General features: G+C 69.6%; 12 protein-coding genes. 3 read left to right on the top strand and 9 right to left on the bottom strand.

Annotated features, from left to right (window positions below; all coding sequences use genetic code 11):
- Positions 1-87: 87 nt before the first annotated feature.
- From Afe05nite_RS08910 to Afe05nite_RS08920, 3 genes are all read right to left on the bottom strand, one after another.
- Positions 88-861, bottom strand: a complete 774-nt coding sequence (locus Afe05nite_RS08910) for a CDP-alcohol phosphatidyltransferase family protein (RefSeq protein WP_438867866.1) — start codon at positions 859-861, stop codon at positions 88-90.
- Between the two features lie 367 nt (positions 862-1,228).
- Positions 1,229-2,122, bottom strand: a complete 894-nt coding sequence (locus Afe05nite_RS08915; RefSeq protein ID WP_203816506.1) for an NUDIX domain-containing protein — start codon at positions 2,120-2,122, stop codon at positions 1,229-1,231.
- Between the two features lie 4 nt (positions 2,123-2,126).
- Positions 2,127-3,077, bottom strand: coding sequence for an NUDIX hydrolase (locus Afe05nite_RS08920; protein ID WP_203816507.1), 951 nt, complete (start codon positions 3,075-3,077; stop codon positions 2,127-2,129).
- Between the two features lie 228 nt (positions 3,078-3,305).
- On the opposite strand from Afe05nite_RS08920, the gene Afe05nite_RS08925 reads away from it, so the two are divergent.
- The gene (locus Afe05nite_RS08925) at positions 3,306-3,563 is read left to right on the top strand and encodes a PspC domain-containing protein (RefSeq protein WP_203816508.1); all 258 of its coding nucleotides are present in this window, start codon (positions 3,306-3,308) and stop codon (positions 3,561-3,563) included.
- 120 nt (positions 3,564-3,683) lie between these two features.
- On the opposite strand, the gene guaA is transcribed toward Afe05nite_RS08925, so the two are convergent.
- The 3 genes from guaA to Afe05nite_RS08940 all read right to left on the bottom strand — a co-directional run bounded on the left by guaA (position 3,684) and on the right by Afe05nite_RS08940 (position 8,534).
- On the bottom strand, positions 3,684-5,231 hold the full coding sequence (guaA, locus tag Afe05nite_RS08930; protein ID WP_203816509.1) for a glutamine-hydrolyzing GMP synthase: 1,548 nt from the start codon (positions 5,229-5,231) through the stop codon (positions 3,684-3,686).
- Between the two features lie 47 nt (positions 5,232-5,278).
- Positions 5,279-6,658, bottom strand: a complete 1,380-nt coding sequence (locus tag Afe05nite_RS08935) for a S8 family serine peptidase (protein ID WP_203816510.1) — start codon at positions 6,656-6,658, stop codon at positions 5,279-5,281.
- A 103-nt stretch (positions 6,659-6,761) separates the two neighbouring features.
- Entirely contained in the window at positions 6,762-8,534 is a 1,773-nt protein-coding gene (locus Afe05nite_RS08940; protein WP_203816511.1) for a S8 family serine peptidase, read from the bottom strand.
- A gap of 130 nt (positions 8,535-8,664) precedes the next feature.
- On the opposite strand from Afe05nite_RS08940, the gene Afe05nite_RS08945 reads away from it, so the two are divergent.
- Complete coding sequence (locus Afe05nite_RS08945) at positions 8,665-9,765, top strand: LCP family protein (RefSeq protein WP_239117664.1); 1,101 nt, start codon at positions 8,665-8,667, stop codon at positions 9,763-9,765.
- On the opposite strand, the gene Afe05nite_RS08950 is transcribed toward Afe05nite_RS08945, so the two are convergent.
- Genes Afe05nite_RS08950 through guaB form a run of 3 tightly spaced genes read right to left on the bottom strand, consistent with a single transcriptional unit; the run spans position 9,755 to position 13,768 of the window.
- A complete protein-coding gene (locus tag Afe05nite_RS08950; RefSeq protein WP_203816512.1) occupies positions 9,755-11,152 on the bottom strand; it encodes a M1 family metallopeptidase in 1,398 nt (465 codons plus the stop codon). The genes Afe05nite_RS08945 and Afe05nite_RS08950 overlap by 11 nt on opposite strands.
- Positions 11,149-12,267, bottom strand: a complete 1,119-nt coding sequence (locus Afe05nite_RS08955; protein ID WP_203816513.1) for a GuaB3 family IMP dehydrogenase-related protein — start codon at positions 12,265-12,267, stop codon at positions 11,149-11,151. Before Afe05nite_RS08955 ends, Afe05nite_RS08950 begins: the two co-directional genes overlap by 4 nt.
- A 13-nt stretch (positions 12,268-12,280) precedes the next feature.
- Positions 12,281-13,768 (bottom strand): IMP dehydrogenase, encoded by a 1,488-nt coding sequence (gene guaB / locus Afe05nite_RS08960; protein ID WP_203816514.1) that lies wholly within the window; start codon positions 13,766-13,768, stop codon positions 12,281-12,283.
- 123 nt (positions 13,769-13,891) lie between these two features.
- Between guaB and Afe05nite_RS08965 the strand changes: the two genes are divergently transcribed.
- The gene (locus tag Afe05nite_RS08965; RefSeq protein ID WP_438867837.1) at positions 13,892-14,311 is read left to right on the top strand and encodes a DUF5319 domain-containing protein; all 420 of its coding nucleotides are present in this window, start codon (positions 13,892-13,894) and stop codon (positions 14,309-14,311) included.
- The last annotated feature ends 60 nt before the right edge of the window (positions 14,312-14,371 follow it).

Consider the following 14,371-nt stretch of genomic DNA (forward strand, 5'->3'; position numbering starts at 1 on the left):
GCAGACGAAAAGGGCCGCCCCGAGGGCGGCCCTTCTGCTGGATTCTCAGGACCTTTGCCGGCGGCTCAGGTCCGTTTCGCCCGAAGCTCAGACCCGGCGCATGCGGGCCCACAGGACCGGGCCGCTCACCAGGTAAGCCATTACGATCACGGCGAAGGTCAGGCGGATGTCGACCAGGGCGCCGACCACCGGCAGCGCCCACAGCCACGGCGGGAGCCGCAGCAGGCGAGCCAGCTTCGCGTAGGGGAAGCTCGACACCATCGCGAAGGCGAGCAGTGCCACGCCGCCCAGCAGGGCGAGGCCGGGCACCGGCACGTCGATCAGCACGGTCACGGCCAGCACGGCGGCCGCCATCGTGGTAGGCACGCCGCAGAAGAACTTGCCGTCCTTGGGCGAGACGTTGAACCGGGCCAGCCGGATCGCGGCGCAACCGGCCACGAGCACACAGGCGATCGCCGCGGCCGGCGTCGGCACGGTGTGCGCCAGAGCGGCATAGACCACCACAGGGGCGGCCAGGCCGAACGAGCACATGTCGGCGAGCGAGTCCATCTGCGCGCCGAACGGGCTGGACACGCCCAGCTTGCGAGCCAGCGCACCGTCCAGGCCGTCGAACGCCACGCAGGCGACGAGGCAGGCGGCGGCCGGGCGGATGTCACCCTGCATCGCCAGGAAGATCGCCAGCAGGCCGAGCGCCAGGCTGGCCAGCGTGCACGAGTTGACCAGGGCGAACCGGAGCTTACGGGCCGTGGTCTGGGCACCTGGGAGCAGCGACGTGACCTCCTCGGCCACCGGGGCCGGGGCAGCGGTCACGTGGGTGACGATCGGTCGGAGCGCCGGCGCGAGCTCGTGCCCCGTGTAAATCACCTCAGCACGGGTGGCAGTGGCTGCCCGCCCGACATCGGACGAACGGCGGCCCACCCGCACCAGCAATGCCTGCCGGGCGATGGTGCCACTGCGGCGCAAACGGCCTGCCCAACGGCGGCCGGCGGGACGGGGGCTATCCGTCGAACGTCGCCGGCGCCAAGGGGTTCTCGGCACGTGTCTCCTCCATGGGATCGAGATGCCCACCTGCGCGGTTGCGGTGGGTAGTGGCCCCGTAGCCCGCCGCTCACGCGTCCGTGGAATGCGGGGGTTACACGATTGCACAGCCGCGCGGCCTTGGCGAGAGGCCGAACGGCGACCCTTGTTACGAGCGGTCCAGCGGAACTGGATGTCCCGTGTGTCGATTTTAACTCGCTTGTTCACTGTCGATTTGCTCAACGGCTTCCCGGGCCAACTCGGTCAACGGGAGCCGCTCGGTCTCGGCCCGCGTGAACCAGCCTGCCTCGGCGGTGGATCCGCCGGCCGCTTCGGTCACTACCGGTTCTGTCGGCAGATCCACCTGAACCCTGAACATCGCCCGGATGACGTGCCAGTCGATCGGCACTCCCTCCGGTCCGACGGCCGCCGGATCATGCCGGGACGAGACGGCCAGCAGTCCGGTCACCCGGCCGTGTTGCGAGGTCTCCTCGTAAAGCTCCCGGGCCAGGGCTTTTTCCGGGGTCTCGCCGTGGTCGGTGCCGCCACCGGCCAGGTGCCAGTGGCCGGCGCCGGGGTAGCCGGGGGCGATCCGGGCGAGCAGGATCCGGCCCGCCGGATCGGTGGCGGCCGCGTAGGCCCCGAACCGCTGGACACGCCGGGGCCGGGCCACCTCGTCGTCCGACTTCGGGATCTCCGGGTAGGCGGCGGGAAGCCCGAGCTGATCCGCGGTGAACGCCATCAGCGGCACCGAGGCCGGCTCGACCCACCGGACCAGGTCGGTCGTGCCGCTCGTCTCCGGGGTCAGCGAACCGCCCAGCACGGAGATGTCGTAGATGATCCGATCGGTGTGCTCGAGGTTGCCGCTGGGCAGCCGGAACACGTCGGCGGTGACCGCGCGGAGGCCGGTCCGCCGAACAGACAGACCGGTCTCCTCGAAAAACTCGCGAACGACCGCATCGTCCGGGTGTTCGCCCTGTTCGACGCCACCGCCGGGAAGGGTCCACAGGCCGGGGAACTCGCTCGCGCCCGAGTTCCGGGCAAGGAGCACGCGCCCGGAATCGTCGCGGCACACGCCGTACGCCCCGACCCGTCTGATCTTCACCCGACTAGGTTAGCCGCGCCTTTTGCAGTGCTTCGGCGGTCACCTCGGTGAGTTCCGACTCAGCCAGCCGGCGCACGTCGGGCAGCGGCATCCACAGCGCCTCCGACGTCGAGCCGCCGACATCCTTGACGATCACGTCGGTCGGGTCGTCGACGATCACCCGGTAGAAGGCACGCACGCCGTGCCAGTCGATCGGGTAGCCCTCCGGGCCGAGCGAGGCCGCGTCGCGGTGGCTCGCCACCCCGAGCAGCTCGATCAGCCGCCCCTCCTGGCCGGTCTCCTCGACCAGCTCCCGGAGCAGCGCGGTGCCGGGCTGCTCGCCGTAGTCGGTGCCGCCGCCCGGCAGGTGCCAGCAGCCCGCACCCGGGTAGCCGGGAGCGATCCGGGTCAGCAGCACGTGCGTCTGGTCGGCGTCGGTGGCGATCGCATAGGCCGCGAAGCGCTGGGCGCGGTGCAGGCCGTCGGGGCCCTCGTAGGCGTAGAAGGACGGGAACGTGGGAGCCACGTCCGGGCGCAGGTCGGGCGAGGCGGCGCCGAGGCCGAGCGCGGCCGCCGCGAACGGCCGGATCTTGAGCTTTTCCGCCTCGTCGAGGGTGTGCCATCGGGCCAGGTCGGTGGGGTGGCCGACACGGTCGATGAGATGGCCGCCACGGATCGACACCGTGTAGATGAGGCGGTCGGTGTGGATCGTGACGCCACGGTGCGGCAGCGAGCGCATGTCGGCGAGCACGTCCTGCAGACCGGTCACGGTGACGCTGAGGCCGGTCTCGGCCGCGGTTTCCCGGACGACCGTGTGGTTGGGGTCCTCCCCGTGATCGACTGCGCCGCCGGGGAGCGACCAGACGCCGGGGGTGCCGGAGCGGCTCGAGGCTCGGACGAGCAGCACACGGCCATCGTCGTCGGTGGCGACGGCGTACGCGGCGATTCGCCGAAGAGGTTCCAGTGCGGGGGTCACGGGCGGCAATTCTGCCCGGTTTTGGTTTCCTACAGAAAACGTCTGTCGTATTGCTGACAGTATGGTGGCGCTGCGTAACCGCAGATCAGAGCGTTGTCGCCCACTCGGAGCACTCGGTCGGTTACCCGTAGTGTCGGGAATTTCCGATCATGGGAGGGGCCGGATTAGGGGTTGGAATAGGGGCTGTCACCGAGGTTGCCGACCCGGGCCGGGGCGCAGCATGGTGACATGACTGACGCACCCTACCGCCGCCTTCTCCGCCCTCAGGACGACCGCGTCGTCGCCGGGGTGTGCAGTGGGATCGGCCGCTATTTCGGTGTCGACCCGGTGCTGGTCCGGGTCGCCTTCGCGCTGTTCGCCGCGGTCACCTGGGGCGTGGCACTGATCGCCTACCCGGTGTGCTGGTTCCTGATCCCCGAGGAGCCCGCCGGCACCCCGCCGCCATGGCGCGACCCGACCGACCCGAGCTGGGGCCGGCCGGTCTGACGGTTGCGCTTTCCATGGATACGGGCTGCCCGAGTCCCCTGTTTCCCAGCGCGAGCCAGGCGTTCCCGCACGCATGCGCCGCGACCGGCGGCGCGAGGCGGCCCCGCACGCGTCGGGGCGTTACTCCCACTCGATGGTGCCCGGGGGCTTGCTCGTCACGTCGAGGACCACTCGGTTGATCTCGCGTACCTCGTTGGTGATGCGAGTGGAGATCTTGGCGATCAGGTCGTAGGGCAGGCGCGACCAGTCGGCGGTCATCGCGTCCTCGCTGGAGACCGGGCGCAGCACGACCGGGTGGCCGTAGGTGCGCCCGTCGCCCTGCACGCCGACGCTGCGGACGTCGGCCAGCAGCACCACCGGGAACTGCCAGACGTCGCGGTCGAGGCCCGACGCGGTCAGCTCCTCGCGGGCGATCAGGTCGGCGGCACGCAGGATGTCGAGGCGGTCGCGGTCGACCGCGCCGATGATGCGGATCGCCAGGCCCGGACCCGGGAAGGGGTGGCGGTGCACCATCTCGTCGGGCAGACCCAGCTCGGCCCCGAGGGCGCGCACCTCGTCCTTGAACAGCGTGCGCAGCGGCTCGATCAGCGCGAACTGGAGATCGTCGGGCAGACCGCCGACGTTGTGGTGGGACTTGATGTTGGCGGTGCCGGTGCCACCACCCGACTCGACCACGTCCGGGTAGAGCGTGCCCTGCACCAGGAACTCGATGTGGCGCTCGGCGTCGAGCTCGCGGGCCGCGGCCTCGAAGGTACGGATGAACTCCCGACCGATGATCTTGCGCTTCTGCTCGGGGTCGGTGACGCCGGCCAGATGACCGAGGAACACGTCGGCCGCGTCGACCACCTTGAGGCGGATGCCGGTGGCCGCCACGTAGTCCTTCTCGACCTGCTCGGCCTCACCCGCGCGCAGCAGGCCATGATCGACGAAGACACAGGTCAACTGGTCGCCGATGGCCTTGTGCACGAGCGCCGCGGCCACCGCCGAGTCGACACCCCCGGACAGGCCGCAGATGACCTGCTTGTCGCCGACCTGCTCGCGGATCAGGGCGACCTGGTCCTCGATGATGTTGTCGGGCGTCCAGGTCGGCTCGAGGCCGGCGATGTCGTAGAGGAAACGCTCCAGCATGCGCTGGCCCTGCTCGGTGTGCGCCACCTCGGGGTGGAACTGCACACCCGCGCGCCGGGCCGTGAGGTCTTCGAACGCGGCGACCGGCGCGCCCGGGGTCGACGCGGTGACCGCGAAGCCCTGCGGGGCGACCGCGACGCTGTCCCCGTGGCTCATCCACACCGGCAGGTCGGCCGGCAGCTCGCGCAGCAGGGTGCCGCCCTGGGCGCTGAGCAGGGTGCGGCCGTACTCCCGGGAGCCGGTGTGCGCCACCGTGCCGCCGAGGGCCTGGGCCATCGCCTGGAAGCCGTAACAGATGCCGAAGACCGGCACCTCGTTGTCGAACAGCGTCGGGTCGAGCGAGGGCGCGCCGGGCTCGTAGACGCTGGACGGGCCGCCGGACAGGATGATCGCGGCGGGGTCCTTCGCGAGCATCTCGGCGACCGGCATCGAGTGCGGCACGATCTCCGAATAGACGCGTGCCTCACGGACGCGGCGGGCGATCAGCTGGGCGTACTGGGCGCCGAAGTCGACGACGAGCACGGGGCGCGGGGTACTCACCCGGCGAGTTTACCGGCGGTCACCCCGGTGCCCCGGGGGCGGGTGTGTCAGCGGCGAACCGTTGCCACGCGCATGTTTCCGGCCTTGTCGAAGGCCCGGAGTTGCACCGAACCCCGCGCCGGCACCTGGAACCGGTGCAGGTAACCGGCGAATCGGGCGGACACCTTGCCGTCGACCACGAGCTCGAGGCGGGCCACCCCGGACGGGTCGGTGGCGCGGGCCGTCACGGTGCTGCCGTTGCGGTAGAGCGTGACCGCCGGCGCGGTGTTGTCGGCGCGCACCGAACGACTGACGACCGTCATGTTGCCGGCCCGGTCGTAGGCGCGGAGCTCGAGCTGGACCAGGCCGGTGGCCGGGGCCGACGGCCACGCGAACGAGTAGGGGGCGGTGCGGTCCTCGGCGATCAGGCGGCCCGCCGCGTACAGCGCAAGCTTGGCGACCCCGTGCTGGTCGGCAGCCGCCGCACCGACCGTGACCACGCCCCGGGCCAGCGCCGGAACGGCGCCGAAGACGACCGCCGGAGGCGTCGTGTCGCCCTGCGCGGGCAGCGCCGAAAGCGCACCCAGCGCGTCGACCTGACCGCCGCGCGCACCGGCGAGCAGCGACGAGCGGATCGTGGCCGCGGTCGGGGCCGGGTCGGTCGCCGCGAGCAGGCCGGCGACTCCGGAGACGAACGGCGTCGCCGAGGAGGTGCCGCAGTACTGGTCGATGGCGCCGTTGCGGCCCTGCGCCGGGTTGCATCCGGGGGCCGTGATGTCGACCCAGCTCGGGCCGTAGTTGGACCAGGAGTAACGCGCACCCTTCTCGTCGACCGCACCCACCGCCAGCGCGGCCGGGATCGCCGCCGGGTAGTGCGGCGTCGACGTGCCCTTGTTGCCGGCGGCGGCGATGACCAGCGAGCCCTTGGCGGTCGCGTAGTTGACGGCGTCGCGCAACGGGGCGAAGTCGGCGTCCCCACCGAACGAGGCGCTGATGATCGTGGCGCCCCGGTCGGCGGCGTACCGGATGCCGTCGGCCCACTTGTCGTAACCGCCGGAGCCGGACGCGCCGAGCACCTTCACCGGCAGGATGCGGCAGAACCAGCAGACGCCGGCCACCCCGAGCCGGTTGTTGCCGGAGGCGGCGGCGACCCCGGCGGCCATCGTGCCGTGACCGTTGTCGTCCGAGGCGTCGGCGTCGTCGTTGACGAAGTCGTAGCCGGGCAGCAGCCGGTCACCGAAGTCGGGCAGCTTGCTGACGCCGGTGTCGAGGATCGCGATGGTGACCCGCGGGTTGCCCTTCACGGCCGACCAGGCCTCGTTGACCCGGGTCTGCTGGACGCCCCACTGGGCGGCATATCCGGGGTCGGTCGCGCGGATGGCGGCCTGGGCCGGTGCCTGGACCGCGGCTACCACAGCCAGACCCGCGAGGATTCCCCGGAAGAGCATGTACGCCCCTTACGTGAAAGGAGCCGGCCACGTTGGCCGGCTCCCTCACCTTCGGTTCGCTGTCTGACCGTTCCGGTCGATCCTGGTTGCGGTCGGGTAGTGACTACCGGTGGTAGGTCAGCACCGACGTGATCCGCGAGTTCCCGGCCACGTCGTACGCCCGGACCTGCACCCGGATGCTGCTCTTCGGGTACTTCGAGGCGACGAAGCTGAACGCCGGCGTGCCCGCGTGCGTCGAGACGACCTTGCCGTTGATGATCAGCTGATAGTTCTTGATCCCGTACGTGTCCGAACCGGTGTAGTAGATCTTGACGGTGCCCTTGATCTTCGACTTGTTCTTGGGCGCCTTGGTGATCCGGACGTTCGGTGCGGTGTTGTCGGCGATCACCACCCGGTCGTAGACCCGCGTGTTACCGGCCTTGTCGTACAGCCGGAACTGGATCTTCGCGGTGCCGTTGCGACCGGCCGAGTTCCACGCGACCGCCCACGGCGCCTTGGTCGCCCCGCCCTTGGCCACCCCGTCGACGCTCAGCGCGACCAGGCGGATGCCGGAGCCGACGTCGGACGGCTGGTACGGGGTGAACGTGACGGTTCCGCGCACCTTCTGGTTCTGTTGCGGGGACAGGCCCAGGATCGTCGGCGCCGAGGTCTCGGTGTCCCAGGTCAGCGCCTTGGCCGCGTCGACCTTGCCGTAGGTGGTCCAGCTGCCGATCGGGGTCGCGGTGTTCATGATCGACCACATCAGCGACCACCCGGTGTAGCTGGGCTTCTGCGACTTGATCAGGGCGGCGATGCCGGCCACGATCGGCGCCGAGAACGACGTGCCTTTGCTCTGTTCGGGACCGTATCTGCCGTTCCGGTCCATGGCGAGGACGGTGCCCGGCGCCGCCACATCGACCCACTTGTCGGTGCTCGAGTTGAAGTTCGAGAAGTTGGCCCTGTCGGTCGTGCCGGTGGTGCAGGCCGGATCGGCGCTGTAATTCGGGCACGGCGCGGTGGCGCCGACGGAGAGCACGTCGCCGTAGGCCGCCGGGTATTCCCGCTTCGAGGTGCTCTCGTTGCCGGCCGCGGCCACCACCAGCACCCCGCTGGCGTTGGCATAGGCGACCGCGTCGGCCAGCGTCTGGCTGTAGGAGTCGCCGCCGAGCGACATGTTGATGACCTTGGCGCCGTGCTGCACGGCCCAGGTGATGCCCCGGGCGATGTCGCTGTCGTAGCCGGAGCCCTGATAGTCGAGGACCTTGACCGGCAGGATCCGGCATTCCCAGCAGACCCCAGCGATTCCGGCACCGTTGTTGCCACGGGCGGCGATCAGCGAGGACACCTTGCTGCCGTGGCCCTGGTCGTCGGCCGGGTCACCGTCGTTGTTGACGAAGTCGTAGCCGTCCAGAACGGCGCCGGACAGGTCGCCGTTGGCGTTCACGCCGGTGTCCAGGACCGCGACCGTCACGTCCGAGCCGGTGGTCGACTCCCAGGCGGCCGGGAGGTTCACCTCTCTGCTCTCCGGCTGGTGACCGGCGACGTACTCGGTGTCGTTCGGGGTCACGTCATCGATCTTGCGAACGTGGTCGACCTCGACGTACGAGACGTTCGGGTCATTGCGCAGGGCGGCGATCAGCGCGGCACTGCGGGTGGCCGGCACCCGGACCGTGCTCGCCCGCAACTGGTTGAGCGCGGCGGCCCGGACGCCCGCCACCGAGAACTTCTGGCTGGCACTGTCCGGGAGCGATTCGGCCTTGTAGCCGACGATGAGGCGGACCGGCTGAGCCGTGGTGTCGCTCTCGGCAGCGCTGGCCATGGTGGTGACAGCGGTAAAAGATGCGGCAACGGCCGTGGTGATCAGACCGACGACGAACCGCCGCTTGGTGAGCTGCATATAGCTCGGCCTTTCCCCGTAGATATGGCTGGGGAAGCGTAAAGGTCCATCGGTGGAGTGCAATGAGCTGTTTCACACTGCGGGATCTTGCGTCATTGAGCTGCGTGATGTTGTCCTCTACTGTTCCGCTGTGCGGAACCGGAAGTTGATGTGGTGGATAGCGGGCGCGATCGTCGTCGTGTTGCTGGGCGGCGGTGGGATCGCACTTGCCGTCACCCGCGGCGGCTCCGGCAAGTCCGGGAAACCGGCGGCCGCGCCGTCATCCGCCGCGCCGACGACGGTCGCCCCGAGCCCGACCACCCCGCCACCGTCGCCGGGCGCCGACATCAAGGGCCCGCTCGACCTGCTCCTGCTCGGCGTCGACACCCGGGTGACGATTCCCGGCTGGGAGCCGCACTCCGACGCGATCATGCTGCTGCACGTCGACGCCGGCTTGAAGTCGGGCTATCTCTACTCCCTGCCCCGCGACCTGCGGGTCAAGATGCCGGCGTTCCCGAAGGCCGGGTTCGGCGGCGGCACCTACAAGCTGACCGAGGCGATGAGCCGTGGGTCGCGGGTGCCGGGCTCGAAGAAGACGAACGTCCAGCAGGGTTACGAGCTGCTCGCCAAGTCCATTTCGGCGTACACCGGGATCAAGACCTTCCAGGCCGGGGCGATTCTCAACTTCGGCGGCCTCGACAAGCTCGTCGACCAGCTCGGCGGCATCGACATGACGATCGACCAGAAGGTGTCGTCGCATCACCGCAAGCCGGACGGCTCGCTGCGGCCCCTGGTCGGCGGCGACTACCAGGGACCGGCGGCGGTCTATCTGCCCGGCCGACGGCACCTCGTCGGCTGGCAGGCGATCGACTACGCACGCCAGCGCTACGGCCTGCCGAACGGGGACTACGACCGGCAACGTCACCAGCGGCAGCTGGTCAAGGCGATGCTGGACAAGGCGCTCGCCCAGGGGCTCGCCTCCGACCCGGCCAAGCTTCAGGGGATCGTCACGGCCCTCGGCGCGACTCTGGTGTACGTCGGCGGAAGATCGACCCTGGAGTACGCCTACGCCCTGCGCGACCTCTCCCCCGCCGGCATCACCCTGGTCGGCCTGCCCGGCAGTGGCGTGGGCGGCGGCAGCGGTTACCTCGGCGAGCAGCTGAAGGAGGAGGGCCGGGGCTTCCTCAAGGCCGTCGCGAGTGGCCAGATCGCGCCCTACCTGGCGAAGCACCCCAAGCTGGTCAATAAGTAGGCTTGCTCGTCCCGTAGAGCCAGTCCTGGAAGAACTTGCCGAGATCCTGGCCGGACAACCGCTCGGCCAGCTTGATCATGTCGGCCGTGTCGGCGTTGCCGTCGCGGTGCTCGCTCGTCCACGTGGTCAGCAGCTTCCCGAACGCCTCATCACCGATCTTGCGCCGGAGCGCGTAGACGGTCATCCCGCCCCGGTCGTAGACCGCGCCGCCGAACAGCTTGGCCACCCCCGGGTCGCCCGGCGCCTGCGCGAAGTCGAACGAGTTGTAGGTGCGCTCGAAGCTCTCCCGCACCGGCAGGTTCTCGTCGTGCTCCTGCCACAACCATTCCGCGTACGTCGCGAAGCCCTCGTTGAGCCAGATGTCCTGCCACTTCTCGAGCGCCACACTGTCGCCGAACCACTGATGCGCGAGCTCGTGCGCCACCACCGTGTCGTTCTCGCCGTTCTGGAAGAACGCCCGCCCGTAGGCCGGCCGCGACTGCGTCTCCAGGGCGTACCGGATCCGGGTGTCGTCGACGACGATCCCGCCGTACGCGTCGAACGGGTACGGCCCGAACTTGGTGGCCAGGAAGTCGGCGATCTCGCCGGTGCGCCCGATCGACTTGGCCGCGTCGCTGTCGGCGGCCATCGACGCCGGCACCGCGGTGACCATCGGCTTGCCGTCGTGCGTGCTCGTGGTGACCCGGTACTGCCCGATGACCACCGTCGACAGGTAGCTGGCCAGCGGCGAGTTCTCGGTCCACCGCCAGGTGGTCCAACCGTCGGCGGTGGACGTGGGACCGGGCACGCCGATGCTGAGCGCCTCCACCCCGTCCGGCACCGTCATCGCGAGTTTGAAGGTGGCCTTGTCGGCCGGGTGGTCGTTGACCGGGAACCAGGAGCTGGCCGACTCGGGCTGCCCGAGGGCAACCGCCCCGGTGTCGCTGCGCAACCAACCGCCGTCACCGAGCGTCTTGTTGGCGATCTGCGCCGGGGTGCCCGCATAGTCGATCACGACGGTGAACGGCTTGCCGTTGACGATGCCGGCGGCCGGGGTGATGACCAGCTCGTTCCCGTCCTGCTTCGCGGTCGCGGCCCGCCCGTCGACCGTGACCTCGGCGGTGGTCAGATGCGCGAGATCGAAGTCGAATCTGGACAGATCCTGCGTGGCGGTGGCAGTGATCGTCGCCGTACCCGACAAATGGCCCTTTGCCGGGTCGTAGCGAAGGTTGAGGTCATAGCCGGCGACGTCGTAGCCGCCGTTGCCATATTTCGGGAAATAGGGGTCGCCGATCCCGTCCGCGCCGGGCGAGAAGTTCTTCGCCGGTTCCGGCCCATCCTTACCGGACGCGGTGCACCCGGCCAGGGCCAGCGTCAACGACGCCAGCCCGGCCAGCGCCGCTCTCATTTGTCGAGGACCAGGGCGACTTTCTGGAACTCCTTGACGTCGCGGTAGCCGCACTTGGCCATCGCGCGCCGCAGACCGCCGAACAGGTTGAGCTGCCCATTGGCGCTGTTGGCCGGTCCGAACAGCAACTCCTCGAGGGTGCCGTCGGGCTCACCGGCGATGCAGAAGCCGCCCCGCGGCAGGGACGGGTGACTGGCCGACGAGTGCCACCAGGCACCCCCGGCGGGCGCGCCCTCGGCCAGCGACAGCGGCTCGCCGAGCATCACCGCGTCGGCCCCGCAGCCGATCGCCTTGGCGATGTCACCGCTGGTGGAGACGCCACCGTCGGCGATCAGGTGGACGTAGCGCCCACCGGTCTCGTCGAGGTAGTCCCGGCGGGCGGCGGCCGCGTCGGCGATCGCCGTCGCCATCGGCACCCGGATGCCCAGCACGGTGTCGGTGGTGGACCATTCGTCGGCACCCACGCCCACGATCACGCCGGCCGCACCGGTGCGCATCAGGTGCAGGGCCGTCTTGTAGTCGGTGCAGCCGCCGACGATGACCGGCAGGTCGAGGTCGGCGATGAACTCCTTGAGGTTGAGCGGCTCGTCCGTCGTGGACACGTGCTCGGCGCTGACCAGGGTGCCCTGGATGACGAGCAGATCGACGCCCGCGTCGAGCACCACCGGAGCGAGCGCGAGGGTGTGCTGCGGCGACACCCGGACGGCAACGGTGACGCCGCCGTCCCGGATCGTGCGCACCCGCTCGGCGATCAGTTCCGGCTTGATCGGCTCGGAGTAGACCTCCTGGAGCCGCTTGGTCGCGTCGGCGTCCTCACCGAGCGACGCCAACTCCTCGAGGATCTTCGACGGATCCTCGTAACGCGTCCACAGGCCCTCGGCGTTGAGCACGCCCAGACCGCCGAGGCGGCCCAGGGCGACTGCCGACTCCGGGCTCATGGTCGCGTCGGACGGGTGCGCGACACAGGGAATCTTGAACGGGTACGCGTCGACGCGCCACTCGGTGGACACGTCGTCCACGTCGCGGGTCCGCCGGCTCGGAACGATGGCGATGTCGTCCAGGTGGAAGCCGCGCTGGGCGGTCTTACCGAGGCCGATCTCCACAACGTCACGCATTGCTTGTTTCCCCTCAGCGGGAGTGGTAGTTGGGAGCCTCGACCGTCATCTGGATGTCGTGCGGGTGCGATTCCTTGAGGCCCGCAGCGGTAATCCTGATGAGCTGACCACGCTCCTGCAAGTCCGGGATCGTCTCGGCACCGGCGTAACCCATCGCCAGCCGCACCCCGCCGACCAGTTGGGCGACGACCCGCGACAGCGGGCCACGGTAGGGCACCTGTCCCTCGACACCCTCCGGCACCAGCTTCTCCTCCGGCACATCATGCTGGAAGTAACGGTCCTTCGAGTAGGACTTCGCCTGACCCCGCGACTGCATGGCGCCGAGCGAGCCCATGCCACGGTAGGACTTGTACTGCTTGCCGTTGACGAAGATCAGGTCGCCGGGGCTCTCCTCGGAGCCGGCCAGCAGGCCACCCAGCATCACGGTCTCGGCCCCGGCGACGATCGCCTTGGCGATGTCACCGGAGTATTGGATGCCGCCGTCGGCGATCACCGGGACACCGGCCGCGCGGCAGGCGCGGGAAGCCTCCATCACGGCGGTGATCTGCGGGACGCCGACCCCGGCCACGATGCGCGTGGTGCAGATCGCACCGGGACCCACGCCGACCTTCACCGCGTCGGCGCCGGCCTCGACCATCGCCTTGGCGCCCGCGAAGGTGGCCACGTTGCCGCCGACGATGTCGGTGGTGGTGTCCCGCTTGAGGCGGGCGATCATGTCGAGCACCTGACGCTGGTGGCCGTGCGAGGTGTCCACGATGATCACGTCGACACCGGCGTCGATCAGGCCGCGGGCTCGCTTGTAGGACTCGTCGCCGACCCCGATGGCGGCCGCGACCCGCAACCGGCCCTGCGGGTCCTTGGTGGCGTTGGGGAACTGCTCGGACTTGGTGAAGTCCTTCACCGTGATCAGGCCACGGAGCCGGCCGTTGTCGTCGACCAGCGGAAGCTTCTCGACCTTGTGCCGCTGAAGCAGGGCGAGCGCCTCGTCCTTGCTGCAGCCGACCGGCGCGGTGATCAGCGGCGCCTTGGTCATCACGTCGCGCACCTTGGCGCTGTGGTCGGTGACGAAACGCATGTCGCGGTTGGTCACGATGCCGACGAGCACGCCCTCGGCGTCCACCACCGGCAGGCCGGAGATGCGGTAACGGCCGCACAGCGCGTCGACCTCGCGCAGCGTGTCGTCGGGGCTGCAGGTGACCGGGTTGGTGATCATGCCGGACTCGGAACGCTTCACCAGGTCGACCTGGGCCGCCTGGTCCTCGGCCGAGAGGTTGCGGTGCAGCACGCCGATGCCGCCCTCACGGGCCATCGCGATGGCCATGCGCCCTTCGGTCACCGTGTCCATCGCCGCCGACAGCACCGGGATGGTCAGGCTGATGTTGCGCGTCAGCCGCGTGTTGGTGTTCACCCGGCTCGGCACGATGTCCGATTCGCCGGGCTGGAGAAGCACGTCGTCGAAGGTCAGACCGAGTGGAACCGTACGGGCCGAGTCGCTTTCCACGGAGCAATCCCTAACTGCTGGAAGACGGATGGTTTATCGTACCCATCCGTCGTGAGCGCTCTCGTGCGACGGACAGGACGTGCGGGCCAGCACACATCCGCCCGAGGTGAGTACGGTATGGGGGTGCAGGATGAGCCCATTGACCCCTTCGACGGCTTGGACCCGTTCAACGGAGATCCGAGTGACCCCGCCGCCGACCTCGACGACCTCAGTGACGGTGACGAGACCGAGCCGCTGACCGAGGCCGAGCGGCAGGACGTGCTGGAGGACCTGAGCGACCTGGAGATCTACCAGGCCCTGCTGAGTCCGACGGGCATTCGTGGGTTGGTCATCGAGTGCGAGGACTGCCACGAGCCGCACTACTTCGACTGGGATCTGCTCCGGGGCAACCTGCGCCACCTGCTGTCGAGCGGGCGCCCGCGGGTGCACGAGCCGGCCTACGACCCCGATCCCGATCACTACGTGACATGGGAATACGCGCGTGGTTATGCCGACGGCGTGCACGACACACTGACCGAGGGAACCGACGACGACAACAACTGATCGGTGAGACGACAGGGGTTTTGCCGCCTGTCATCTCACCGACAGCTGTTGCTCAGTGGT

The organism is Paractinoplanes ferrugineus, assembly GCF_016862195.1.
GTDB classification, from domain to species: domain Bacteria; phylum Actinomycetota; class Actinomycetes; order Mycobacteriales; family Micromonosporaceae; genus Actinoplanes; species Actinoplanes ferrugineus.

Excerpts from the sequence above, each read along its gene's own strand:
- Afe05nite_RS08940 (WP_203816511.1), bottom strand. The coding sequence starts at position 8,534 with ATGCAGCTCACCAAGCGGCGGTTCGTCGTCGGTCTGATCACCACGGCC.
- Afe05nite_RS08950 (WP_203816512.1), bottom strand. The coding sequence starts at position 11,152 with ATGAGAGCGGCGCTGGCCGGGCTGGCGTCGTTGACGCTGGCCCTGGCC.
- Afe05nite_RS08955 (WP_203816513.1), bottom strand. The coding sequence starts at position 12,267 with ATGCGTGACGTTGTGGAGATCGGCCTCGGTAAGACCGCCCAGCGCGGC.
- Afe05nite_RS08935 (WP_203816510.1), bottom strand. The coding sequence starts at position 6,658 with ATGCTCTTCCGGGGAATCCTCGCGGGTCTGGCTGTGGTAGCCGCGGTC.
- Afe05nite_RS08925 (WP_203816508.1), top strand. The coding sequence starts at position 3,306 with ATGACTGACGCACCCTACCGCCGCCTTCTCCGCCCTCAGGACGACCGC.